Source organism: Muriicola marianensis (genome assembly GCF_014638095.1).
GTDB classification, from domain to species: domain Bacteria; phylum Bacteroidota; class Bacteroidia; order Flavobacteriales; family Flavobacteriaceae; genus Muriicola; species Muriicola marianensis.
Genome location: NZ_BMFH01000001.1, coordinates 1404684 through 1425936, shown reverse-complemented (window position 1 = coordinate 1425936; position 21253 = coordinate 1404684). Strand labels below are relative to the sequence as shown.

The 21253-nt window shown below is 48.9% G+C and carries 23 protein-coding genes; 15 read left to right on the top strand and 8 right to left on the bottom strand.

The genetic code is table 11. The features are described 5' to 3' along the window. Window positions 1-4: 4 nt before the first annotated feature. Both rimM and IEV19_RS06525 read left to right on the top strand, forming a co-directional pair. Window positions 5-535, top strand: a complete 531-nt coding sequence (rimM, locus tag IEV19_RS06530; protein WP_188369857.1) for a ribosome maturation factor RimM — start codon at window positions 5-7, stop codon at window positions 533-535. A gap of 8 nt (window positions 536-543) precedes the next feature. Continuing rightward, window positions 544-1257 (top strand): tRNA1(Val) (adenine(37)-N6)-methyltransferase, encoded by a 714-nt coding sequence (locus IEV19_RS06525; protein ID WP_188369856.1) that lies wholly within the window; start codon window positions 544-546, stop codon window positions 1255-1257. 1 nt (window position 1258) lies between these two features. Here the strand turns inward: IEV19_RS06525 and IEV19_RS06520 are convergent, their stop codons facing one another. Next, a complete protein-coding gene (locus tag IEV19_RS06520) occupies window positions 1259-2143 on the bottom strand; it encodes a dimethylarginine dimethylaminohydrolase family protein (RefSeq protein ID WP_229732503.1) in 885 nt (294 codons plus the stop codon). Between the two features lie 2 nt (window positions 2144-2145). Beyond that, window positions 2146-3465 carry an amino acid permease gene (locus IEV19_RS06515; protein WP_188369854.1) on the bottom strand — a complete coding sequence of 440 codons (1320 nt, stop codon included), beginning with the start codon at window positions 3463-3465 and terminating at the stop codon, window positions 2146-2148. Between the two features lie 59 nt (window positions 3466-3524). Here IEV19_RS06515 and IEV19_RS06510 point away from each other — a divergent pair, with 59 nt between their 5' ends. Together IEV19_RS06510 and IEV19_RS06505 are read left to right on the top strand one after the other, a co-directional pair. After that, a complete protein-coding gene (locus tag IEV19_RS06510) occupies window positions 3525-4625 on the top strand; it encodes an aromatic ring-hydroxylating oxygenase subunit alpha (RefSeq protein ID WP_229732502.1) in 1101 nt (366 codons plus the stop codon). 72 nt (window positions 4626-4697) lie between these two features. Further along, on the top strand, window positions 4698-5876 hold the full coding sequence (locus IEV19_RS06505) for an acyl-CoA dehydrogenase family protein (protein WP_188369852.1): 1179 nt from the start codon (window positions 4698-4700) through the stop codon (window positions 5874-5876). A gap of 12 nt (window positions 5877-5888) precedes the next feature. Here the strand turns inward: IEV19_RS06505 and IEV19_RS06500 are convergent, their stop codons facing one another. Together IEV19_RS06500 and IEV19_RS06495 are read right to left on the bottom strand one after the other, a co-directional pair. Further along, the gene (locus IEV19_RS06500) at window positions 5889-6941 is read right to left on the bottom strand and encodes a phosphotransferase enzyme family protein (RefSeq protein WP_188369851.1); all 1053 of its coding nucleotides are present in this window, start codon (window positions 6939-6941) and stop codon (window positions 5889-5891) included. A gap of 19 nt (window positions 6942-6960) precedes the next feature. After that, on the bottom strand, window positions 6961-7845 hold the full coding sequence (locus tag IEV19_RS06495) for a nucleotidyltransferase family protein (protein WP_229732501.1): 885 nt from the start codon (window positions 7843-7845) through the stop codon (window positions 6961-6963). Window positions 7846-7952: 107 nt separating this feature from the next. Between IEV19_RS06495 and IEV19_RS06490 the strand changes: the two genes are divergently transcribed. The 3 genes from IEV19_RS06490 (at window position 7953) to IEV19_RS06480 (ending at window position 11623) form a co-directional block, all read left to right on the top strand. Next, the gene (locus IEV19_RS06490) at window positions 7953-9311 is read left to right on the top strand and encodes a Gfo/Idh/MocA family protein (protein WP_188369850.1); all 1359 of its coding nucleotides are present in this window, start codon (window positions 7953-7955) and stop codon (window positions 9309-9311) included. A gap of 111 nt (window positions 9312-9422) precedes the next feature. Continuing rightward, window positions 9423-10784 (top strand): oxygen-independent coproporphyrinogen III oxidase, encoded by a 1362-nt coding sequence (hemN, locus tag IEV19_RS06485; RefSeq protein ID WP_188369849.1) that lies wholly within the window; start codon window positions 9423-9425, stop codon window positions 10782-10784. A 17-nt stretch (window positions 10785-10801) separates the two neighbouring features. Next, complete coding sequence (locus IEV19_RS06480) at window positions 10802-11623, top strand: universal stress protein (RefSeq protein WP_188369848.1); 822 nt, start codon at window positions 10802-10804, stop codon at window positions 11621-11623. A 78-nt stretch (window positions 11624-11701) separates the two neighbouring features. On the opposite strand, the gene IEV19_RS06475 is transcribed toward IEV19_RS06480, so the two are convergent. Then, window positions 11702-12139, bottom strand: a complete 438-nt coding sequence (locus IEV19_RS06475) for an RrF2 family transcriptional regulator (protein WP_188369847.1) — start codon at window positions 12137-12139, stop codon at window positions 11702-11704. 134 nt (window positions 12140-12273) lie between these two features. On the opposite strand from IEV19_RS06475, the gene IEV19_RS06470 reads away from it, so the two are divergent. The 8 genes from IEV19_RS06470 to IEV19_RS06435 all read left to right on the top strand — a co-directional run bounded on the left by IEV19_RS06470 (window position 12274) and on the right by IEV19_RS06435 (window position 19253). Further along, a complete protein-coding gene (locus tag IEV19_RS06470; RefSeq protein WP_188369846.1) occupies window positions 12274-12777 on the top strand; it encodes a c-type cytochrome in 504 nt (167 codons plus the stop codon). 11 nt (window positions 12778-12788) lie between these two features. Continuing rightward, entirely contained in the window at window positions 12789-13370 is a 582-nt protein-coding gene (locus IEV19_RS06465) for a fasciclin domain-containing protein (protein WP_188369845.1), read from the top strand. Window positions 13371-13403: 33 nt separating this feature from the next. After that, complete coding sequence (nosZ, locus tag IEV19_RS06460; protein ID WP_188369844.1) at window positions 13404-15356, top strand: Sec-dependent nitrous-oxide reductase; 1953 nt, start codon at window positions 13404-13406, stop codon at window positions 15354-15356. A 91-nt stretch (window positions 15357-15447) separates the two neighbouring features. Continuing rightward, complete coding sequence (locus tag IEV19_RS06455; protein ID WP_188369843.1) at window positions 15448-16071, top strand: hypothetical protein; 624 nt, start codon at window positions 15448-15450, stop codon at window positions 16069-16071. A 12-nt stretch (window positions 16072-16083) separates the two neighbouring features. Continuing rightward, complete coding sequence (locus tag IEV19_RS06450) at window positions 16084-16518, top strand: nitrous oxide reductase accessory protein NosL (RefSeq protein WP_188369842.1); 435 nt, start codon at window positions 16084-16086, stop codon at window positions 16516-16518. A gap of 14 nt (window positions 16519-16532) precedes the next feature. Next, complete coding sequence (locus IEV19_RS06445; RefSeq protein ID WP_188369841.1) at window positions 16533-17771, top strand: nitrous oxide reductase family maturation protein NosD; 1239 nt, start codon at window positions 16533-16535, stop codon at window positions 17769-17771. Then, on the top strand, window positions 17768-18478 hold the full coding sequence (locus IEV19_RS06440) for an ABC transporter ATP-binding protein (RefSeq protein ID WP_188369840.1): 711 nt from the start codon (window positions 17768-17770) through the stop codon (window positions 18476-18478). Before IEV19_RS06445 ends, IEV19_RS06440 begins: the two co-directional genes overlap by 4 nt. Continuing rightward, window positions 18471-19253, top strand: coding sequence for an ABC transporter permease (locus tag IEV19_RS06435; protein WP_188369839.1), 783 nt, complete (start codon window positions 18471-18473; stop codon window positions 19251-19253). Before IEV19_RS06440 ends, IEV19_RS06435 begins: the two co-directional genes overlap by 8 nt. On the opposite strand, the gene IEV19_RS06430 is transcribed toward IEV19_RS06435, so the two are convergent. Genes IEV19_RS06430 through deoD form a run of 3 tightly spaced genes read right to left on the bottom strand, consistent with a single transcriptional unit; the run spans window position 19250 to window position 21251 of the window. Further along, complete coding sequence (locus tag IEV19_RS06430; protein ID WP_188369838.1) at window positions 19250-19723, bottom strand: DUF1643 domain-containing protein; 474 nt, start codon at window positions 19721-19723, stop codon at window positions 19250-19252. The two genes, IEV19_RS06435 and IEV19_RS06430, sit on opposite strands and share 4 nt — an antisense overlap. Before the next feature lie 29 nt (window positions 19724-19752). Further along, window positions 19753-20529: an LOG family protein gene (locus IEV19_RS06425; RefSeq protein ID WP_188369837.1), complete on the bottom strand. Its 777-nt coding sequence runs from the start codon at window positions 20527-20529 to the stop codon at window positions 19753-19755. A 23-nt stretch (window positions 20530-20552) separates the two neighbouring features. After that, the gene (deoD, locus tag IEV19_RS06420) at window positions 20553-21251 is read right to left on the bottom strand and encodes a purine-nucleoside phosphorylase (RefSeq protein WP_188369836.1); all 699 of its coding nucleotides are present in this window, start codon (window positions 21249-21251) and stop codon (window positions 20553-20555) included. Window positions 21252-21253: the final 2 nt, after the last annotated feature.

Sequence of the window (21253 nt, the reverse complement as noted above, 5' to 3'; positions counted from 1 at the left end):
GTCTATGCGAAAGGAAGAGTGTTTCTACCTGGGCAAGATCGTTTCCAAATACAGCTTTAAAGGGGAAGTTCTTATCAAATTAGATACAGACGAACCCGAAACATACGAAAATCTGGAATCAGTGTTCATTTCCCTCGGAAATAGCCTGGTTCCTTTTTTTATTGCGCAAAGCCGACTCCACAGGTCGAATCTCCTGCGAGTAGATTTTGAGGAGATCAGCAATGAGGCAGAAGCAGACAAGATCATTGGCTCAGAGGTCTACCTGCCGCTGGATCGATTACCCCCCTTAAGCGGGAAGAAGTTTTACTACCATGAAGTCATCGGCTTCAGTCTTGTCGACAGTGAATATGGAGATATTGGGACTATCGTTTCCATCAATGATTCAGCTGCACAGGCACTGTTCGTTGCGGACAAGGACGGTAAACAGCTCCTCATCCCCATAAACGACGAGATCATTACCGAGATCGATCGCACAGAAAAGACCATCTTTGTCAAAACTCCTGAAGGACTGGTCTCCTTATATCTGGAGGATTAATGCAGGGAATGGAAAGTCCGTTTCGTTTTAAGCAATTCGAGATCTGTCAGGACCGATGTGCCATGAAGGTTGGCACGGACGGAGTCCTTCTCGGTGCATGGACACCGGTGGATACTGAACCGGCATCTATATTGGATATAGGCACAGGTACCGGCCTCATTGCTCTTATGCTCGCACAACGCACTATGGCTGATACCATCGATGCGGTGGAGATCGATGGAGATGCTTTTGAGCAATGTGTGGAAAATTTTGAGGCATCACCCTGGTCAGACCGACTCTTTTGTTACCACGCAGGGTTGGATGAGATGGTTGAAGAATGCGATGCGTCCTATGATCTGATCGTCTCCAACCCTCCTTTCCATTCCGAGACCGTGACCAGTGGTTCCGAGTCCCGGGACAGGGCACGACAAAACATCGCCCTGCCTTTCAGTGAACTCATCCATGGGGTGGAGATGCTTTTAGCAGACGAGGGGGTCTTTGCAACTATTATCCCTTTCCATACAGAAACTTCATTTCGGCAGATGGCCCGTGAAGCCGGACTTAACCTTTTCAAGGCTACAAGGGTAAAAGGTACTCCCAAATCCCCCATCAAACGCAGTTTGCTCGCGTTTTCAAGAAGAGAACAGGAGGTTCAGGAAGACCAATTGACCATAGAAAAACGGCGGCACGAGTATACGAAGGATTACAAGGCCCTGTGCAGGGATTTCTATCTGAAAATGTAGCCTATATTCTTCTTCTCAAGGGCCTTGTCAGGCAGGTAGGTCCGCCCCCTCCCTTAACACTGACCTCATTTCCCGTATAGGTGGATACCGTACATCCTTCCTTGCGAAGGGCCGCTTCCGTAATGGGATTTCCTTCGGCCATCACACACTGTCTGGGTCCGGTAGCCAGGATGTTGCATCCCAGGCTGTCAAACTCGGATTCCGGCACTTCAACCAGCTGATACCCGCGTTCCAGCAGAATATTCCGGAAGGCTATCGGCATGAGGGGAGAATACACCGCGGCTAGATCCCGGTCCAGGGGACTCAGGATAGACATAAGGTGAAATACGTCCGAAGGACCCCTGAAATGGGGCAGGGCGACCGTAATCACATCAACGCCTATCGCCCTCATCATACCGGTCAGTTGTTCAATCCCGTTAGAATTTGTACGGTAACTACGGCCCACGGCCAGGGTTTGTCTGTCGAGCCAGGCCACATCACCCCCCTCCAGGGTACCCGGCGCCTCGATCCTCCCCAGAATGGGAATATCCAATGTTTCGAAGACTTTTTCCTGGATCAAAGGCTCACCCTGCCTCTGTTCCTTTCCCATCCGGCAAAGGATCACTCCCTGGTCGGTCACAATACTGGCATCCCGGCAATAAACGGCATCCAGGGTAAGGGAATCCCCTTTGGCAAAAGAGAATATCTCCGCTCCGCTCTTACGCAAAAGGCTCATGAAATCCTGATATTCTGCCAGCGCGAGTGGCAGGTCCGGAAGCTCCAGGTAATTCAGCTTTTCCCATTCTGCTTCTATTTTACTCCTATCCTGAAACGCCTCAGCGACCGGCATGACCAACACCTGGTCCAGGGGTAAGTATTCGGATTGACTTGTATATTTCTCGGGCATCTTTACCTGTTTGATAGGTCGTTTTTCCATTTCAGCCAGACGTAGAACGGTGTGCCTGCCAGCAACAGGATAAAGCCCCAGAAAACAGCCTCTTCCCCGGCACCGAAAACGGCCCACATCGCATACAAAAATGTGAGTCCGCCCAGGATAAAGATCCGCAACCCCGGCCTGTTGGTTCCGGTCCTGTCCAGGGAAATAGCTACATAGGCAGCGGCCGAGAACAGATAGGGTACCAGGGTACAAAGGGTAGAGAGAAGAATAATGAACTTAAACTGTTCCACCAGTCCTTCCGTATAATTCATCAGCATGACCAGGGAACTGAGGGCACTGCCAATGACAATTCCCCAGACCGGGACCCCGTTAGAATTTTCTTTCTGAAATACCTTAGGGAAAAGTCCATCATTGGAGATGGCCCTGGCCAGCTGACTCTGTATCAGGATCCAACCGTTGAGTGCGCCAAAGGCAGCAATGGCAGCACCTCCGGCCACAATATAACTTCCTGTTTCTCCGGTCATGACCTTCATCGCATCGGCAAAGGGAGCCGGAGAATTCGTCAATTTATCGAGTGGAACGAGACCCATGACCACCACAGTACCGAGGATATATACCGCGGTAGTGATCAATGTTCCGAGAAGGGTAGCCCTGGGGATGGTCTTTTCCGGGTCCTTGACATTATCTGCCGGGATTGTTGCACATTCGAGTCCGAGGAAGGCGTAAAGAGTCATTGTTCCAGTGATGGCAATGGCATTGAAGGAGGATGTATCACTGGCATTGAACGGGATAAAGTTATCCGCATTAAAAAAGAAAAATCCTCCAAGTATGATAATCAGTATTGGAGAAAGCTTAAGAATGGTGGTCAGAACCTGCATCTTTCCGGAAGACCGAACTCCTCTGGAATTGACCCAGCTGAGGAACCATATGGCAGAAAGGCCGGTCATCAGGGCCGCCACAGGTTCCTGATTTAAAACCGGAAAAAAAATACTCATAGCACTGACAAAGGCGATGGAGAGGGCTGCGACTGCGGTCCAGACGGCGATCCAGTATCCCCAAGCGACCATAAAACCCACATAGTCTCCGAACCCTTGTCTTGCAAAGGCGTAAGGTCCGCCATTATTGTCACGGACCATGTTGCTAAGTCTGCTGAAAACCAGGGCGAGGAGGATAGCTCCTATGGAGGAGGCCAGCCAGCCCAAGATGCTTATCCCGCCAAATTCTGCGAGTGCGGCCGGCATCATAAAGACCCCCGCTCCGATCATATTCCCGATGACCAGAGAGGTGGCCATCCAGATTCCTAATTTGCCCTTCTTAGGTTTCGATGACATCAGACGGGCAGTTAATCGAAAAGAATTCCATACTTTTAAAAGTACAAATTAATAGGGTTGTGATCCCAAAATTCTCTATCGATCCGGATATTCGGAAAGCCAGTACCCTGCCTACCAGTTTTTATCGCCATCCTGAAGTATTTGAAGCCTTGAGGGAAAAGGTATTCTATCGATCCTGGCATTGGATGGGTGACACATCCAGCCTGAAAGAAAAGGGCTATGCGACTCCTTCAACCCTCCTTCCGGGCTTTCTGGATGAACCTTTGTTGCTTTCAAAAGACGGGGAAGGGAGGGTCCATTGCCTGAGCAACGTCTGTACCCACCGGGGGAACCTGGTCGTTGAGAATGCAGGCAAATACAGAAAACTGGTCTGCGGATACCACGGCAGACGATTCGGCCTTGACGGCAAATTCGAATTTATGCCGGAATTCGCGGAAACCCTTGATTTTCCCAGGACCTGCGACGATCTCCATGCCTTTCCAGTGCGCCAATGGGGTCCCTTCATTTTTGCCGGACTCACGCCGGCATTCGACTTTCAATCGGTCATCGACCGTATGGAAGAGCGTATAGGATTCATGCCCCTGGATAAATTTAAAAGGGATGCATCCAGGGACAAAGAATATGCGATCCACGCCCATTGGGCCCTGTATTGCGATAATTACCTCGAGGGATTTCACATTCCCTTTGTTCACGAGGATCTCAATGAGGTACTGGATTACGGCAATTACGAGACAGTTCTCTTTGACCACTGTAATCTGCAGATCGGCTACGCCGAAGGGACAGACGATATATTCGACTTGCCTGAAGGCCATGTAGATCACGGTAAAAAAGTGGCTGCCTACTACTTTTGGGTCTTTCCTAACATGATGTTCAATTTTTATCCCTGGGGACTCTCGGTCAACATCGTCAACCCCATCGACCTTTCCAAGACTAAAGTGTCATTCCTCACCTATGTATACGATGCCTCTAAGCTCGATAAGGGTGCGGGTACCGGTCTGGACAAGGTGGAGATGGAAGACGAGGCGGTGGTGGAAGGAGTACATAAGGGGATACGTTCCCGCTTCTATCAGGCCGGGCGTTTTTCCCCTACACGGGAGAGAGGAGTGCACCATTTCCATTCCCTTCTGGCGCATTACCTCAATCGTGAAGGGGAGTATTGAGGTTATCTTTTTCCCCCGATAATCTGTTTTATCCATGGGTTTCTTTGAGTACCTTTGACAAAATTTTCTATTATGAGGCCCGACCTTTTTGAAGCACCTGATTATTACAATTTGGACGATCTGTTGAGCGAGGAGCACCTGCTGGTTAGGGATGCTGCCCGCCAATGGGTGAAACGCGATATTTCGCCCATTATCGAGGAGTATGCACAAAAGGCAGAATTCCCCACCCAGATCCTTAAAGGCCTGGCTGAAATCGGGGCATTTGGCCCTTATATCCCGGAAGAGTACGGAGGTGCAGGCTTGGACCAGATCAGCTATGGTCTGATCATGCAGGAGATCGAAAGGGGAGACAGCGGGGTACGGTCCACAGCTTCCGTACAATCCTCCCTGGTGATGTATCCCATATACACATACGGTACAGAGGAGCAGCGAAAGAAATACCTGCCTAAACTGGCAACGGGAGAACTGATGGGATGCTTCGGGCTCACGGAGCCAGACCACGGTTCCAATCCCGGTGGGATGACCACGAACTTCAAGGATAAAGGGGATCATTATCTTCTCAACGGGGCAAAACTCTGGATCTCCAATTCTCCCTTTGCCGATATCGCTATTGTATGGGCCAAGAACGAGGAAGGCAGGATCCACGGCCTGATCGTCGAGAGAGGGATGGAAGGCTTCTCAACCCCCGAGACGCACAACAAATGGTCGTTGCGGGCTTCAGCGACCGGGGAATTGATCTTCGACAATGTCAAAGTACCAAAAGAAAACCTCCTTCCCGGTAAAAATGGCCTGGGGGCTCCACTGGGGTGCCTGGACTCTGCCCGATACGGAATTGCCTGGGGAGCGATAGGAGCGGCAATGGATTGCTATGATACCGCCCTGAGGTACGCCAAGGAGAGGGTACAATTCGGCAAGCCTATTGCGGCTACCCAGTTGCAACAAAAGAAACTGGCAGAGATGATCACCGAGATCACAAAGGCCCAGTTGCTCGCCTTCCGGCTGGGACAACTGAAGAACGAGGGCAGGGCCACCACGGCGCAGATCTCCATGGCCAAAAGGAACAACGTGGAGATGGCGATCAAGATCGCCAGGGAAGCAAGGCAGGTACTGGGCGGAATGGGCATCACCGGAGAATACTCCATCATGAGGCATATGATGAACCTGGAATCGGTGATCACCTATGAAGGGACCCATGACATTCACCTGTTGATCACAGGAGCAGACATTACCGGTCACCAGGCATTCAAATAAAATATCTGTTTCTCAAAATACTTCTTTTACGATCCCAGCGAGCGCTGCGCTGTTCTCTGAGGCTTTGAGAGCCACTGCGAAGAGGCTTCTGGCTCGGTTGAGGTTTTCCTGCGGGTAGGTCACCCGATAATAGCGGTCGTGCTGCAGATAATCCGTAAGTGCCCTGATCCCGTGCAAAAAAGGCATGAGGATTGCACCATAGGGTATTGCGAGTCTTTCGCTCTCGCTGAGTTCCAGTCCGCTTTCCCTTATCCCTTCCAGGAAGGTTTTGACCATGTGCAGATCGAAGGTGATCTTTTCTAAATCCCGCTCATCCTCCGGGTTTGGGTTGGCCAGGATCCGGATCGCATCCCCCAGGTCATAGTGCAGGTAACCCGGCATGACGGTATCCAAATCGACCAGGCACAGCCCTTTCCCTGTTTTGGAATCGAATAAGAAATTATTGAGCTTGGTGTCATTGTGGCAAATGCGGAGGGGAAGGTCAATGGGTCTATTCCCATGTAATTTCTCGAGCAAATCGTTTGCAAATGAGATCTCTTCCCGGGCTTTTTGTTTCCTTTCCTCTGAAGCATTCTCAACTGCCATTTTGAATTCTCCTTCTCTTTTACTGAGGTGGTGGAAACCCACCAGTATTTCTTTGATCGATTTCGTAGCGATTTTTTCGGTAAGTCGATGAAATATTCCCAGGATCCTGCCTGATTCAAAGGCAATATCCGGATCGGTAGTGAAATCGTAAGAAACTCCGTTTGGCACAAAGGACATCAGGCGCCAGTACTGCCCATTTTTATCGCAATAATAAGGATGACGTGCCTTGGTGTAGTAAAAGGATACGGGGTGATAGCCCATACCTTTGAGAGCGGGTAAAACAGCCTCCAAATTCTCCATGAGTCCGGGAATGTCATGGAAAACTTTTTCGTTTACACGCTGAAGGAGAAAAACCGGGACATGTCCGTCAAAGATGGTGTAGGTATCGTTGATATAGCCCGTAGACAGGGGTTTTACACCGTAGGTTTTTCTTTCGATCACAAAATGATCCAGGGCCATTTTCGGGGTGATACCTCCCATCGCTATAAAGACTAACCGGTTAGTTCCAGAGGGGCGACCTGTACTGTCCTGCCTCCGTCATCTTCCTGAGGTGGTCCATGGCCGTTTCCTTGTCATTGGCATAGGTGACCCCAAACCACATACTTTTAGAGGGAATGACTTCCACGCGGGTGGCACCTTCCTCCAGCATAGCCTGGATCACAAAGGGCAGGTAGACTTCCCCTTTTTCGAGGTTCTCACCTTTTTTGATAAAGCTTCTGAGGTCCTGCTCGATCCGGTCGAAAACAGAGGGTCTGCACACCCAGAAGTTCATACTGACCAGCTCATCTCCCTTAAATTCAATTCCCGAATCGGCATCCACGATCCCGTTTTCACCTTCTGCGATCTCCGTCCGCTCCTGTACCGAACTCAGGTACTTCCCTTCCTGTTTACAGACGCCTCTGGAGACAGAACCGTAGGGGGACAGTGTATCCTTCAGGGTGTAGGCAACAAGGCCGAAGGAGTTGTTATCCTCATCCCTCTCCACGAAGGCCGCTGCATTTTCGAAGGCCTTCTTTCCGTAGTAATCGTCGGCGTTGATAACGGAAAAAGGACCGTCAATAACCTTTCTGGCAGACCAAACGGCATGGGCGGTACCCCAGGGTTTTGCCCTTTCTCCCGAATAGGACACTCCTTCCGGGAGATCATTGAGGTCCTGGGAGACCACATCGAGTTTTATTCCGGCCGGGATCCTGGCCGACAGATATTCCTGCAGGAAACTGACATTGTCTTTCTGGGTGATCACCACGATATGGTCGAAGCCATTCTCCAGGGCATCGTATATGCTGAACTCCATCAGGAATTCTTCCTTTGGGCCAAGCCCATCGAACTGTTTGAGGGCTCCGTATCGACTGCCTCTGCCGGCAGCCATCAGTAATAAGGTCATCTATTTTTCTTTGGGCCCAAAAATAAGTTTTTAGAAAAGAAAACGAAGGGGGACAGGGAGAATTTCATATTTTCATCGATGAGCAACCCATCAAATCAAATAGGAATATGACAAGCAGAAGGGATTTTATCCGAAATACCGCGATTGCGGGGGCGGGGATGAGTATCCTGCCGCAGTACGTGGCAGCCATGCACGAGCAATCCGCCAGGGAAGAACTAAGGGTCGGACTTATCGGGGTCGGGCTCAGGGGAACCAACCATCTGCGGAACCTCCTGCAGCGGAAAGATGTCAGGGTGACCGCCATCTGTGATATCGACCCAGATCGGATCACCCTTTGTGAAGCCCTTATCAGGGAAATGGGAAAGTCAAAAGCACTGGTATTTGGCAAAAATGATCATGATTACCTAAACCTCCTGGCCTCAGATAAGGTGGATGCGGTAATTATCTCCACCCCCTGGCTCTGGCATACCCGAATGACCGTCGATGCCATGAAGGCCGGAAAGTATGCTGGGGTCGAGGTTTCTGCGGCCAATACCCTGGAGGAGTGCTGGGACCTGGTCAATACCCATGAGGCCACCGGCACCCATATGATGATCCTGGAGAACGTCAACTACAGAAGGGATGTCATGGCGGTACTCAACATGGTGAAACAGGGGATCTTTGGTGAACTGGTTCATTTCCGTTGCGGATATCAGCACGATTTGCGGGAAGTGAAATTCAACAATGGGAAACAACCCTACGGGGGTGGGGTTGAATTCGGAGAAAAGGCCGTTTCAGAAGCACGCTGGCGTACCCTGCATTCTGTAAAGAGGAATGCCGATGTCTATCCTACCCACGGACTGGGTCCGGTGGCCGTGATGGCGGATATCAACAGGGGGAACCGCTTGGTATCTCTCACTTCCCATGCGAGTAAGGCCATAGGTCTGCACAATCATATTGTAAAGCAGGGGGGAGAAGACCATCCCAACGCCAGAGTAAAGTTTAAACAGGGTGATGTGATCACCACGACTGTAGATACAGCCAGGGGAGAGACCATTATCATTACGCACGACTGTAACCTGCCCAGGCCTTATTCCCTGGGATTCAGGGTTCAGGGAGCTAATGGTTTATGGGAGGTCGATGGGAACCGCATCTATATCGAAGGCATGTCTGAACCCCACAAGTGGGATGAGGCGACCGCCTGGCTGGAGAAATACGATCACCCTCTATGGAAGAAGTACGGGGAATACGCGGCCGGCGCGGGCCATAGTGGGATGGACTTCTTTGTGCTCAACGCATTTGTGGAATCGGCCAAGGCCAATGTGGCTCCACCGATGGATGCCTATGATGCGGCAGCCTGGAGTGCGGTAACCCCTCTATCAGAAGCATCTATCAACAGGAAAGGGGAACCCCAGGATTTTCCTGATTTTACGCGTGGGTCGTGGATAAAGCGGGAGCCCTATTCCTGGATGAAGGATGCGTATTAGCCTTTTCCCTGGGAACTGTCCTGAACACAATTCGACGAGCGTCGACCTCAGATGATTTTTGTCATGTTTTACCTGCCGGCCTCTGTGTAATTTTGAAAGAAATCGATTTCTATGAGCAATCTGATCCAGAAGTACAATGTTCAGGGTCCGAGGTACACCAGTTACCCCACCGTACCTTACTGGGATGTCAACACATTTTCCGGTAAGGCCTGGAAAGAATCCGTGAAAAGGAGCTTTGAGGAGAGCAATGACAAAGAGGGTATAAGCCTTTACATCCACTTGCCCTATTGTGAGAGCATGTGTACTTTTTGCGGGTGTCACAAACGCATCACCAAGAGGCATGAAGTAGAGATCCCCTATATAAAATCTGTTCTCAGGGAATGGCAACTGTACTGCGATCTATTCTCTTCCAAGCCCAAAATAAAGGAGTTGCACCTGGGGGGAGGAACTCCCACCTTCTTTTCACCCGAACACCTGGGGGTGCTGATAAAAGGCCTCTTTCGCAACGCGGAGATCGACAAAAATTGTGAATTCAGCTTTGAAGGACACCCCAACAATACGACCCGGGAACACTTGCAGACCTTGTACGACCTCGGTTTCCGCAGGGTGAGTTACGGGGTACAGGATTACAGTTTAAAGGTACAGAAAGCTATTTCGAGGGTCCAGCCCTTTGAAAATGTAAAAAAGGTAACTGAATGGTCAAGGGAAATAGGGTATACATCCGTAGGGCACGACCTGATCTTTGGCCTGCCTCACCAGAGGATTGAAGATATTGAGGAGACCATGGCCCGTACCCTGGAATTGCTTCCAGACAGGCTGGCCTTCTACAGTTATGCCCATGTGCCCTGGATGAAAGGGAATGGACAGAGAGGATTCAGAGACGAGGACCTGCCCTCTCCCGAAGCGAAGAGGATGCAATATGAATATGGAAAAAAACGACTGACGGAGGCGGGTTACTTTGAGATTGGTATGGATCATTTTGCACTGCAGTCGGATGGCCTGTACAAATCTTTCACCGAGAAGAGAATGCATCGTAATTTCATGGGTTATACGGCTTCAAAGACCCAGTTGATGATAGGGCTTGGAGCTTCAAGTATCAGCGACAGCTGGTATGGATTTGCCCAGAATGTCAAGAGTATAGAGGAATACCAGCACCTGATTGAGAATGGGATCATCCCCATTTACAGGGGGCACATTCTCAACAGGGAAGATTTGGTAATCCGCCGCCACATCCTTAACTTGATGTGCAGGCTGGAGACATCCTGGGAAGAGGATTACATGAAATTTGACGAACTCGACCTCGTCCTGGATCATCTGGAAGAGATGAAATTAGACGTACTGGTGGATACTAATGATGCCACTCTTCGCGTTACTGAAGCGGGGCGTCCATTTATCCGGAATGTCTGTATGGCATTTGACCTGTTACTGCATAGAAAAGCTCCGGAAAAAAGAGTATTTTCAATGACGATTTAACCCTTTAATCCTAATCCATGAAAACTATTATCGTTCCTGTCGATTTCTCAGAACAATCAGAATACGCCCTTAAAGTAGCAGCCTCCCTTGCTAAAAAACAACAGTCTGAGATCCTGGTACTGCACATGCTCGAATTGAACGAGGCCATGATTACCTCCTCAGAAGGCTTCCATCCGGAACAAACTGTTTTCCTGCTGAAGCTCGCAGAGAAAAGGCTGAGCGAATTTCTGGATAAGGACTATTTGAAAGGGATCAAGCTCACTCCGGTGATCAAGCACTTTAAAGTTTTTGGAGAGGTGAATGAGATTGCGGAGAAACACAATGCCGATATGATCATCATGGGGTCTCACGGATCAGACGGTCTTAGGGAGATTTTTGTGGGATCTAACGCCGAGAAGGTGGTCAGGCATTCCGAGATACCCGTCCTGGTCGTAAAGAGTGAACTACCGGGTTTCAAGATAGACAACTTCGTCTTTGCCTGTAACTTCAAGAGCGAAAGCCTGAGCGCTTTCCAAAAGGCAAGGGACTTCGCCTCCAAGCTCGGGGCTAAACTGCACATGGTCTATATCAATACCCCGGGAGATGATTTTCTCAGCACCAATGATGCCTATGAAAAGATCAACAAATACCTGGAAATGGCAGGTGCCGGACAGGAAGTGACTATTTACAATGACTACAGTGTGGAGAAGGGCGTACTGAATTTCAGTGAGAGTATCAATGCCGACCTGATCGGTATTCCCACCCATGGCAGAAAGGGATTGTCACATTTCTTTATGGGCAGTATAGGGGAAGACATCACTAACCATTCCAAGGTGCCTGTGATCACTTTTAAGATCTAGGATTTTCTGTAAATAAGATCATGGGGGTTGAACCCAGTATTTGATTCCGGCATAATTAGTTATATGTCGGATGTGATTCTATTGCTGCGCGGTTAAAAAAGAACTCCCGTTCTTCAGGTCCCGTGACAGGTCTCCGATCGTCATTTTCTTCAATGTCCCCAGAAATGCATCTCGAGCCGGATACACATGGTCGTGAAGGGGACAGGGCCGTTCTGCATTACATTCTTCAATTCCCAGTACACAGGATTCCATCCGCTGCGTGCCGTCGATCACCTCTATAAGGCTGTAGACCGGCAGGTTTCTGTTCTCTTCCGTGAGGTAATACCCTCCCTTTGGTCCTTTGGTGGCTGAAATTATGTTATGTCTCGAAAGTTGTTGCAACAGTTTAGCCAGATAGGCTTTTGGGATATTGGTGGAGGCACTCAGGTCCTTCACCATTTTTTTTTGACGGTCATCCGTATGCGCTGCGAGGTAAAGGACGGCTGTGAGGGCGTATTTTGAGGAGTTACTCAGCATGTGATAAAGGTAAGGGTATTACTTAAAAATTCAGGAAAAATATAAAAGGATATTATTATCCGAAATATGATATTTATCATACTTTATCCCTTCCTCCACCCCTAATTTAGCCCCGAAAATTAATCCGTAAATCCATGAAAATCATTGTAAGATCTATTGTTTTATTATGCTCCCTGCTACTGTTCGCTTGTGGGGACAAAGAAGAAAAAAAAGAAGGATTCAGCGTCGAAAGGAGCAAATCCTCTGAGGTCAATACAGAAACACCTGCGACCACCAATGAGGTACCTGCTTCCCAGCGAATCACCCTGGATGAAAAAGGGGTGGGGCCTATCAAAGAGCTTACCCTGGACCCTGAGATCAATACCGAGATGGTCGCCCAAGGCGAAGCTATCTTCAAGACCAATTGCACGGCCTGTCACAAGATAGACAAGCGGTTTATCGGCCCAAGCCCAAAAGGCATCATGGAAAGGCGCAGCCCTGAATGGATCATGAATATGATACTGGACCCACAATTGATGGTAGAGCAGGACCGCTGCGCTAAAGACCTCCTGGTTGAGTTTAACGGAGCGGCCATGGCCAATCAGAATCTGACCGAGGAACAGGCCCGTGCTATCCTAGAATATTTCAGAACCCTTTAAGATACATTCCTATGAAAACTTCCAACATTTTAAAACTGATACTGGTATCCTTCCTGGTTCTGGTAGCTTTTACGGCTTGCAAGAATGAAGGAAAGACCTCGGGAGACACCGCTTCTCCCTCGGCGACCACCTCTGAAGCCAAAGAACAGGGACAGGCCTTTATCGAAGATGATGAATCTGTTCCCAACGTGCTTCAGATTGCTATCGGTTCGCCGGACCACACCACTCTGGTAGCCGCGGTTCAGGCAGCTGACCTGGAAAATGCGCTGGTAAACGCGGGACCATTAATGGTATTCGCACCAACCAACGCAGCTTTTGACGCCCTGCCTGCCGGAACCGTTGAAGACCTTTTGAAACCGGAAAACAAAGATGCCCTGGCCAACATCCTCAAATTCCATGTTACACCTGGTAACTATAGCAAGGATTTCCTGATGAAATTCAAAAAGCTGGGGCAGGCCAACGACCAAAGTGTAGGTATCGAAGTGAAAGACGGTGAAGTCTATGTAGGCGGTGCAAAGATCGTTGCCAGTATTGAAGCTGGGAACGGAATTGTCCATGTCGTAGACAAGGTAATGTTGCCTCCTTCAGAATAATAAAGAAACCATGAATCAATTAAATCAAATACAATGAAAAAAGTCAGATATTCAATACTTGGATTGCTCGGACTGGCGATGGTCTTCATCGGCTGTAACGACTCGGGCAAATCAAATGGGGCCTTATCCTCCAGTGCGGCCGAAAAGGTGTACGTCGCGCCCGGTGAAAGGGATACCTATTACGCCTTCCTGTCCGGGGGTTATAGTGGTAACCTAACAGTATACGGATTACCTTCCGGACGTATGTTCAAAGAAATCCCCGTTTTCTCGCAGTTCCCAACTTCCGGATATGGCTATTCTGAAGAGACCAAGCCCATGCTCAACACCTCCTTTGGTTTTGTGCCCTGGGATGACCTGCACCACCCTGATATCTCCCAGACCAATGGAGAACTCGATGGTCGCTGGATCTTTGTAAACGGAAACAATACGCCCCGTCTGGCCCGGGTGAGCCTGAGCACTTTTGAGACCGAGGAGATCATCGAGATCCCCAATAGTGCAGGGAACCACAGTTCTTCCTTTATCACTGAGAATACAGAGTATGTCGTGGCGGGAACCCGTTTTTCAGTACCAGTTCCACAACGAGATATGCCGATCAATGAGTACAAAGGCAACTTCAAGGGAGCCCTTTCCTTTGTGAGTGTGGCTCCTGATAATGGCCGTCTCAACCTTGAATTTCAGGTTCTGATGCCCGGATTCAATTATGACCTTTCTCGTCCGGGAAGAGCTAAATCTCACGGTTGGTTCTTCTTCTCCACCTATAATACCGAAGAGGCCAATTCCCTCCTGGAAGTTATGGCTTCACAGAATGACAAGGATTTTATTGCCGCTGTGAACTGGATGAAGATAGAAGAGTATGTGAAGAACGGCGGCGGTACAAAGATGGCTGCCAATTACGCCCATAACGTCTACGATGAACACACCCATACAGGTACCTCTACGATGAAAAAAGAGGTCATTACCGTTGATCCAACAGAAGTACCCGGAGCGATTTACCTGCTTCCCACTCCAAAATCCCCTCACGGATGTGACGTGGATCCCACAGGTCAGTATATCATTGGTAGCGGTAAGTTGTCTGCCGATATAACTGTACATTCCTTTGATAAGATGATGGCAGCGATAGAAGGTGAAAAATTTGACGGAGAGGCCTATGGAATTCCTATTCTCAAGTTCGAAGAGGTACTTGCAGGAACCGTAAAAAGTGGAGGATTAGGCCCATTACACACCGAATTTGACGACAGAGGTAACGCTTATACCACCTTCTTCATCTCTTCCGAAGTTGTGAAATGGAATGTGGGTACCTGGGAAGTACTCGACAGGAAACCCACTTATTACTCCGTGGGACACCTGATGATCCCGGGAGGAAATTCAAGGAAACCTTTTGCCAAGTATCTGGTGGCCATGAATAAGATCACCAAGGACCGCTACCTGCCAACAGGTCCGGAAATGGAGCACTCTGCCCAGATCTATGATATTTCCGGTGAAAAGATGGAGTTGCTGTACGACTTCCCAACCCACGGGGAACCCCACTATGCTGCGGGTTGTCCTGCTGAGTTGCTGGAGCCAAGATCCAAGAAAATTTACCGGTTAGACGAGAACAAGCACGCATACGTCACCCCGAGTCCGGATCAGGCAAGAGTAGAGCGCAGTGGAAACGAGGTACATGTCTATATGTCGACCATCCGAAGCCACTTCACTCCTGATAATATAGAGGGTATCAAGGTAGGGGATAAGGTGTATTTCCATATTACCAACCACGAACAGGACTTTGATGTCCCCCATGGTTTTTCGATCATCGGGCAAAATACCTCTGAGATCCTGGTGATGCCGGGCCAGACCAAGACCACGCTTTGGGAACCCAAACAAGTAGGGGTATGGCCATTCTATTGCACCGACTTCTGTTCGGCTCTGCACCAGGAAATGCAGGGATATGTTCGCGTATCTCCGGCTAATTCCAATGTGGAATTGTCCTGGTCACTGGGTGAATAATATTGATTTCCCATGAGTTGAAAAGCGGGTAGAAGCGTAAGCCTGCCCGCTTTTTTGCTGGGTAAAAGAATCTTTCAAATGCAATAAGATCATGAAAAAAGCGAGTATACTGATGATCCTGGGTCCTTTGTTCCTGGTCGGATTGTATGTCTTTCCATTGTGGACAATCATGCTCGGGGCGCCCCAATATCCCGATCCTCTGGGGATCCATATCCACATAGACGGGATCAGGGACGTCAATGAATTCGATATCCAGAATATCGATGGCCTGAACCACTATATAGGGATGAAGACACTTCCCAAACCTGAAGACATGTGGGAATTCAGTACCTTTCCGATCATCATAGGTGTCATGGTATTTTTGGGATCCCTGATCGGCTTGCTGGCATTAATCGGTAAGCTGAAATACCCATGGTTCCTGGGCTGGTTCCTCATCATGTCTGTCCTGGGGGTACTGGGGATGTATGACTTCAACGCCTGGATGGTAGATTATGGAACCAATCTGGATCCCAATGCCATTATGAAGCTCGCCAATCCGGACGGTACGCCCATGACTTATAAGCCACCCCTGTTTGGGCATACGAAGATGCTGAATTTCGATGTCACCTCCCTGCCTGCAACAGGAGCCTGGTTCATGTTCACAGGGATGATGCTGACGGTTGTTGCCTTTTTCCTCGGGCGGAAACACCAGAGATCGAAACGATTGTTCACCTGAACTTGAGAAGAAATGAAAATACTCAGATACCTATTCCTAAGTTTTCTGATCTTATTGACCTCCTGTGAGATCAAGCCTGAACCCATTCAGTACGGGATGGACGGTTGCCATTTTTGCAGCATGACCATTGTAGACAGGCAGCACGCCGCAGAATTTGTAACCTCCAAGGGCAAGGTGTTCAAATTTGATGCAGTAGAGTGCATGATGAATCAGTTAAACAAAGAGGATATTTCTGAGATCGCCCTGTTTCTGGTAAATGATTATGTGACCCCCGGGAAGCTAGTCAGCGCTCAGGAAGCCACCTACCTGATCAGTGAGGACATTCCGAGTCCGATGGGAGCCTTCCTCTCGGCGTTTGAGAATCAGGTGGATGCAGAAAGGGTGCGGGAAGCCAATACCGGGATCCTGTTAAGCTGGGCCGAACTTCAAAAGAAATACCTTGAATAATTGATAAAGAACGGATGAAGGCCACCTTCTACTTTCTGATTTTCTCATTTGCGACTTCTGTGTTCGCTCAAAATCCCGGGCGTATTGAAATCTGTCCCACTTGTGAGGTGAAAACATTGAAAGACGGAATAGAGGCTGGGATGAAGGGGGATACCCTGCTGATCCGTGAGGGAATTTATAAAGAATTCAATATCGTGGTAAACAAACCCCTAATCCTCCAGGGTGAACCCGGATCTGTAATAGATGGGGAAGACAGGGGGGAGATCCTCAGGATCGTTTCCGACAGTGTAACCGTTGACGGGCTGACGATCAGGAATGTAGGCACCAGCTATATGACCGACTGGGCAGCCATTCGTGTGGTTAAAAGTCGGCATTACCGCATCCAGAACGTGACCCTCGAGAACCTCTTTTTCGGAATCTACCTGGAAAGATCCGACCACGGCGTGGTCGTGAACAACAGGATCCTTGGAGATGCTACTGATGAATACAATTCGGGCAATGGGATTCAGCTCTGGTATTCCAAACATGTGGATGTAGAAGGTAATCACGTACAGGGTGTGAGGGATGGGATCTACCTAGAGTTTGCCGATGAGGTCAGGATCGCTGATAATGTCAGCACCAAAAACCTCAGGTACGGCCTGCACTTTATGTTTTCAAACAACGACATTTATACAGGGAATACCTTCGAGGATAACGGGGCTGGGGTAGCCGTCATGTTCTCGAGGAATATCCGGATGGTCGGGAATACCTTTCGCAAGAACTGGGGCAGTGCGTCCTTCGGCTTGTTACTCAAGGAGATCAACGATGCGGAGATCAGCGGGAATACCTTTGAGGAAAATACGATTGGCATCAATATAGACGGATCCAACAGGGTGGTCTATTCAGACAATGACTTTATCAAGAACGGCTGGGCCGTGAAAGTCCTGGGGGCCTGTTACACGAATACCTTCAGCAGGAACAACTTCCTCTACAACTCCTTTGATATTTCATACAATAGCAAGATGAACGACAATATATTCGACGGGAATTACTGGAGTGAATACACAGGCTATGACCTGGATAAGGACGGGGTAGGGGATGTGCCCTATCGCCCGGTAAAACTGTTTTCCTATATTGTGAATCGAACACCGGAGACCATTATTTTACTGCGCAGCCTTTTTATGGATATCATCGACTTTTCAGAAAAAGTATCTCCTGTCTTTACCCCGGATAACCTGGTAGATGCGAACCCAATGATGAAGAAACAGCAATGATCAAAGTAGAAAACCTCTATAAAAAATTTGGTAAGAATCAGGTCCTCGACGGACTGGACCTTCAAATCGGGAAGGGTGGCATCATTGCTGTCCTGGGGCCAAACGGATCGGGTAAAACCACATTGATCAAGTGTATACTCGGCATGGTCATCCCCGATAAGGGTTCTATAGAGGTCATGGATACCCCGATCAGGCGTACCTGGAAATACAGGTCGGAGATCAACTATATGCCTCAGATCGCTGACTTTCCCGGAAATGTGAGGGTCAGGGAACTCTTCGACATGATCAGGGACCTAAGGCAAAGGCCCGACAGGCAGGAGGAACTCGTGGAGCTTTTTGGCCTTGAGCCCCATATGCAGAAACGGCTTTCCACCCTTTCAGGAGGGACGAAACAAAAGGTGAATATCGTCCTTACCTTTATGTTCGACTGCCCCCTGCTGATCCTCGATGAACCTACGACCGGACTCGACCCTGCTGCGCTGATCCGGCTGAAGAGATTGATCCGGGAAGAACACTCCCGGGGGAAGACCATCCTGATCACCTCGCATATCATGGAATTCGTCGCGGAGATAGCGGATGAGGTCATCTACCTTCTGGAGGGTCGAATCTACTTTCAGGGCAGCGTGGAGGAATTGAAAAAGATGACCAAACAGAAGAATCTGGAACACGCCATAGCGGCTTTAACAACCACCACTGCTGATGCTTAAAATACTGAAATACAGTTTTTACGATCTGATGCGAAGCCGGTGGAGCTACGTCTATTTTTTGTTTTACCTCTTGCTGGGATTCGTGCTTCTCTTTTTGAATAACGATGTTTCCAAGGCCGTGATTACGCTGATGAATATTATCATTGTATTGGTCCCTCTGATCGGGACCATTTTTGGGATCATGTACTGCTACAATTCCAAGGAATTCACAGAACTCCTGCTCGCCCAGCCAATTCCCCGCCGATCCATTTTTCTAGGACAGTATTTAGGAGTGGCCGGCTCCCTTACGTTTAGTCTGGTTTTTGGCCTGGGGATACCCTTTGTGATCTATGGCTTGTTTAAGAGTAATGCTATATTCGACTTTACCCTTCTTCTGGTTACCGGGGCGTTCCTGACCATGATCTTTACGGCCCTGGCTTTCAATATTGCCATCTCCAATGAGAACAGGATTAAAGGCTTTGGCTATGCGGTGCTTCTCTGGCTGTTTATGGCAGTGATCTATGACGGCCTGTTCCTGATCTCTCTCATCCTATTTGAAGAATATCCCCTCGACAACTTTTCGCTGGTAGCTACTTTGCTGAATCCCGTCGACCTGTCCAGGACACTCATTCTCCTAAAGCTCGATATCTCTGCCTTGCTGGGATACACAGGTGCGGTATTCAAACAATTCTTCGGGACGAATGCCGGCCTGGTCATTTCTGCCCTAATGCTACTGATGTGGACGGTCCTTCCTGTATGGCGGATTGTATTTGTTGCTAAAAGAAAAGATTTTTAAAGAGCCAGGGGAACGATAAAGTCCCGGTAATGGCCCCTGGAGGGATGCTTCCTTGTTTCCAGAACAGTCTTTTTACCCGATCTCCTGAGGAGTTCCATTATGAACTCCTTCCGTGACTCATAGGCATTTTTCTTTCCCCAGGCGATAAGAACGATGTCTGCTTCTTCAATGGCCTCCTCCAAATGCCGGTCGTTTTCCACGCCGATATCCCCCGTTCCGCCCCGGAAGTTTGTGGTCTGTACCTTCCCAAATTGGTTGACGATGCTGCAACTATGGACCCCCTTGAATTCAGGCAAGTCCTTTTTAAAGATCAGTTGTTCAAGGAATTGTACAGATTTATCGGCCACTTCTTCATCCGCTATACTCGGGTTCTGCATGACCACACAAACCGTTTTAGAAGGATGACGAGTGGTATCGGTGAGGTTCAGGAGGTATCTGAATCTCCTGCACTCAGAGAATACAGCTTTCACACCAATATTTGGGAGGTGGCGGTATATCATTATTCCACTGGGAGGGAATGCAAAGTCCCTTTCTTTTTCTTTTCCCCCAACCACCAGCTTGGGGATACAGGTTTTTTCACGAGGTGAAAACGTTTAATGGCGTAGAGCCTGATGTGTTCCACTAGATCGGGCACGGAATCTGTAACAAAGAGGAGCTTCATGTCTTCCGGGCTGATACTTTCATTTTCTGCCATCACTTCAATGTGCTGGCAAAGTTCTTTGTGGTATTCAGATCCGAAGATGACCACCGGGAAATTCTGGATCATTTTGGTCTGTATCAGAGTGAGGGATTCGAACAGCTCGTCCAGGGTCCCCATCCCTCCGGGCATGACCACAAAGGCGTAAGAATATTTCAACAGCAGGAACTTGCGGACAAAGAAATAGCGGATATCGATCCAGCGATGCAGGAATCTGTTGGGTTTTTGTTCAAAAGGGAGGATTATATTGCACCCTACCGAATACCCTCCGGCCTCGTAGGCCCCCTTGTTGGCCGCTTCCATGATCCCGGGTCCTCCGCCCGTCATGACCGTAAATCCCAGCTTTGCCATTTCCGCTCCGATCTCTTCAGCTTTCTTGTAATAGGGGTTCTCCTCATCAAACCTCGCAGACCCGAAAATAGTCACACAGGGCCCGATAAAGTGCATCTTGCGAAAACCTTTAATAAAACTCCACTGCACCCTGAAGGTGAACAAAAGCTCCCGGATTCGGGATAAGGGACCTTCCAGGAATGCTGATTCAGGGGCTTGAAGGCGGTACTTATCTCGGTTTTCTTTCATTTCATAAATGCATGAGATGTATTTCAGGCAATATTCAAAGCGATGTTTACCATATCGCTAAAACTCTGCTCTCTGTCTTCAGGGGAGGTAACCTTGCCGGTTACCAGGGAGTCTGAAATTGTGAGGACAGAAAGTGCCTTTACTCCCTGCCTGGCAGCAATCGTGTACAACCCGGCTGTCTCCATCTCCACGCACAATACTCCATAGGCAGCCCATCGTTTGTAATCCTCCATATCATCTTCATAATACATGTCGTGTGTGAGTATATTCCCGGCTTTGATGGGTATTTTTTGCGATCTGGCGAATTCCACGGCCTTCTGAAAGAGTTCGAAATCGGCTGTGGGTGCGAAGTGGGCAGAAGGGAAACGCTCGTCATTGATAGATGAGGTAGTAGAAGCAGACATAGCGAGGATCACATCCCTGAGACCGATGTCTTTCTGGAAACTCCCTGCTGTACCCACTCTTATCAGGGTTTTGGCGTTGTAATTTGTGATCAGTTCGTGGTAATAGATCAAGGCAGACGGAACGCCCATGCCGCTTCCCTGCACGGAAATGCGCTTCCCCTTATAATGCCCTGTAAAACCCAGCATGCCCCTTACCTGGTTGTAACATATGGCATCTTCCAGGAAGGTTTCTGCTATCCATTTTGCCCGAAGAGGGTCGCCTGGTAATAATACTGTTTCGGCTACATCCCCTTTGCGGGCATTGATATGCGTACCCATAA

Coding starts and splice junctions, on each gene's coding strand:
- rimM (WP_188369857.1), top strand. CDS start 5: ATGCGAAAGGAAGAGTGTTTCTACCTGGGCAAGATCGTTTCCAAATAC.
- IEV19_RS06525 (WP_188369856.1), top strand. CDS start 544: ATGGAAAGTCCGTTTCGTTTTAAGCAATTCGAGATCTGTCAGGACCGA.
- IEV19_RS06520 (WP_229732503.1), bottom strand. CDS start 2,143: ATGCCCGAGAAATATACAAGTCAATCCGAATACTTACCCCTGGACCAG.
- IEV19_RS06515 (WP_188369854.1), bottom strand. CDS start 3,465: ATGTCATCGAAACCTAAGAAGGGCAAATTAGGAATCTGGATGGCCACC.
- IEV19_RS06505 (WP_188369852.1), top strand. CDS start 4,698: ATGAGGCCCGACCTTTTTGAAGCACCTGATTATTACAATTTGGACGAT.
- IEV19_RS06500 (WP_188369851.1), bottom strand. CDS start 6,941: ATGGGAGGTATCACCCCGAAAATGGCCCTGGATCATTTTGTGATCGAA.
- IEV19_RS06495 (WP_229732501.1), bottom strand. CDS start 7,845: ATGACCTTATTACTGATGGCTGCCGGCAGAGGCAGTCGATACGGAGCC.
- IEV19_RS06490 (WP_188369850.1), top strand. CDS start 7,953: ATGACAAGCAGAAGGGATTTTATCCGAAATACCGCGATTGCGGGGGCG.
- hemN (WP_188369849.1), top strand. CDS start 9,423: ATGAGCAATCTGATCCAGAAGTACAATGTTCAGGGTCCGAGGTACACC.
- IEV19_RS06480 (WP_188369848.1), top strand. CDS start 10,802: ATGAAAACTATTATCGTTCCTGTCGATTTCTCAGAACAATCAGAATAC.
- IEV19_RS06475 (WP_188369847.1), bottom strand. CDS start 12,139: ATGCTGAGTAACTCCTCAAAATACGCCCTCACAGCCGTCCTTTACCTC.
- IEV19_RS06470 (WP_188369846.1), top strand. CDS start 12,274: ATGAAAATCATTGTAAGATCTATTGTTTTATTATGCTCCCTGCTACTG.
- IEV19_RS06465 (WP_188369845.1), top strand. CDS start 12,789: ATGAAAACTTCCAACATTTTAAAACTGATACTGGTATCCTTCCTGGTT.
- nosZ (WP_188369844.1), top strand. CDS start 13,404: ATGAAAAAAGTCAGATATTCAATACTTGGATTGCTCGGACTGGCGATG.
- IEV19_RS06455 (WP_188369843.1), top strand. CDS start 15,448: ATGAAAAAAGCGAGTATACTGATGATCCTGGGTCCTTTGTTCCTGGTC.
- IEV19_RS06450 (WP_188369842.1), top strand. CDS start 16,084: ATGAAAATACTCAGATACCTATTCCTAAGTTTTCTGATCTTATTGACC.
- IEV19_RS06445 (WP_188369841.1), top strand. CDS start 16,533: ATGAAGGCCACCTTCTACTTTCTGATTTTCTCATTTGCGACTTCTGTG.
- IEV19_RS06440 (WP_188369840.1), top strand. CDS start 17,768: ATGATCAAAGTAGAAAACCTCTATAAAAAATTTGGTAAGAATCAGGTC.
- IEV19_RS06435 (WP_188369839.1), top strand. CDS start 18,471: ATGCTTAAAATACTGAAATACAGTTTTTACGATCTGATGCGAAGCCGG.
- IEV19_RS06425 (WP_188369837.1), bottom strand. CDS start 20,529: ATGAAAGAAAACCGAGATAAGTACCGCCTTCAAGCCCCTGAATCAGCA.
- deoD (WP_188369836.1), bottom strand. CDS start 21,251: ATGGGTACGCATATCAATGCCCGCAAAGGGGATGTAGCCGAAACAGTA.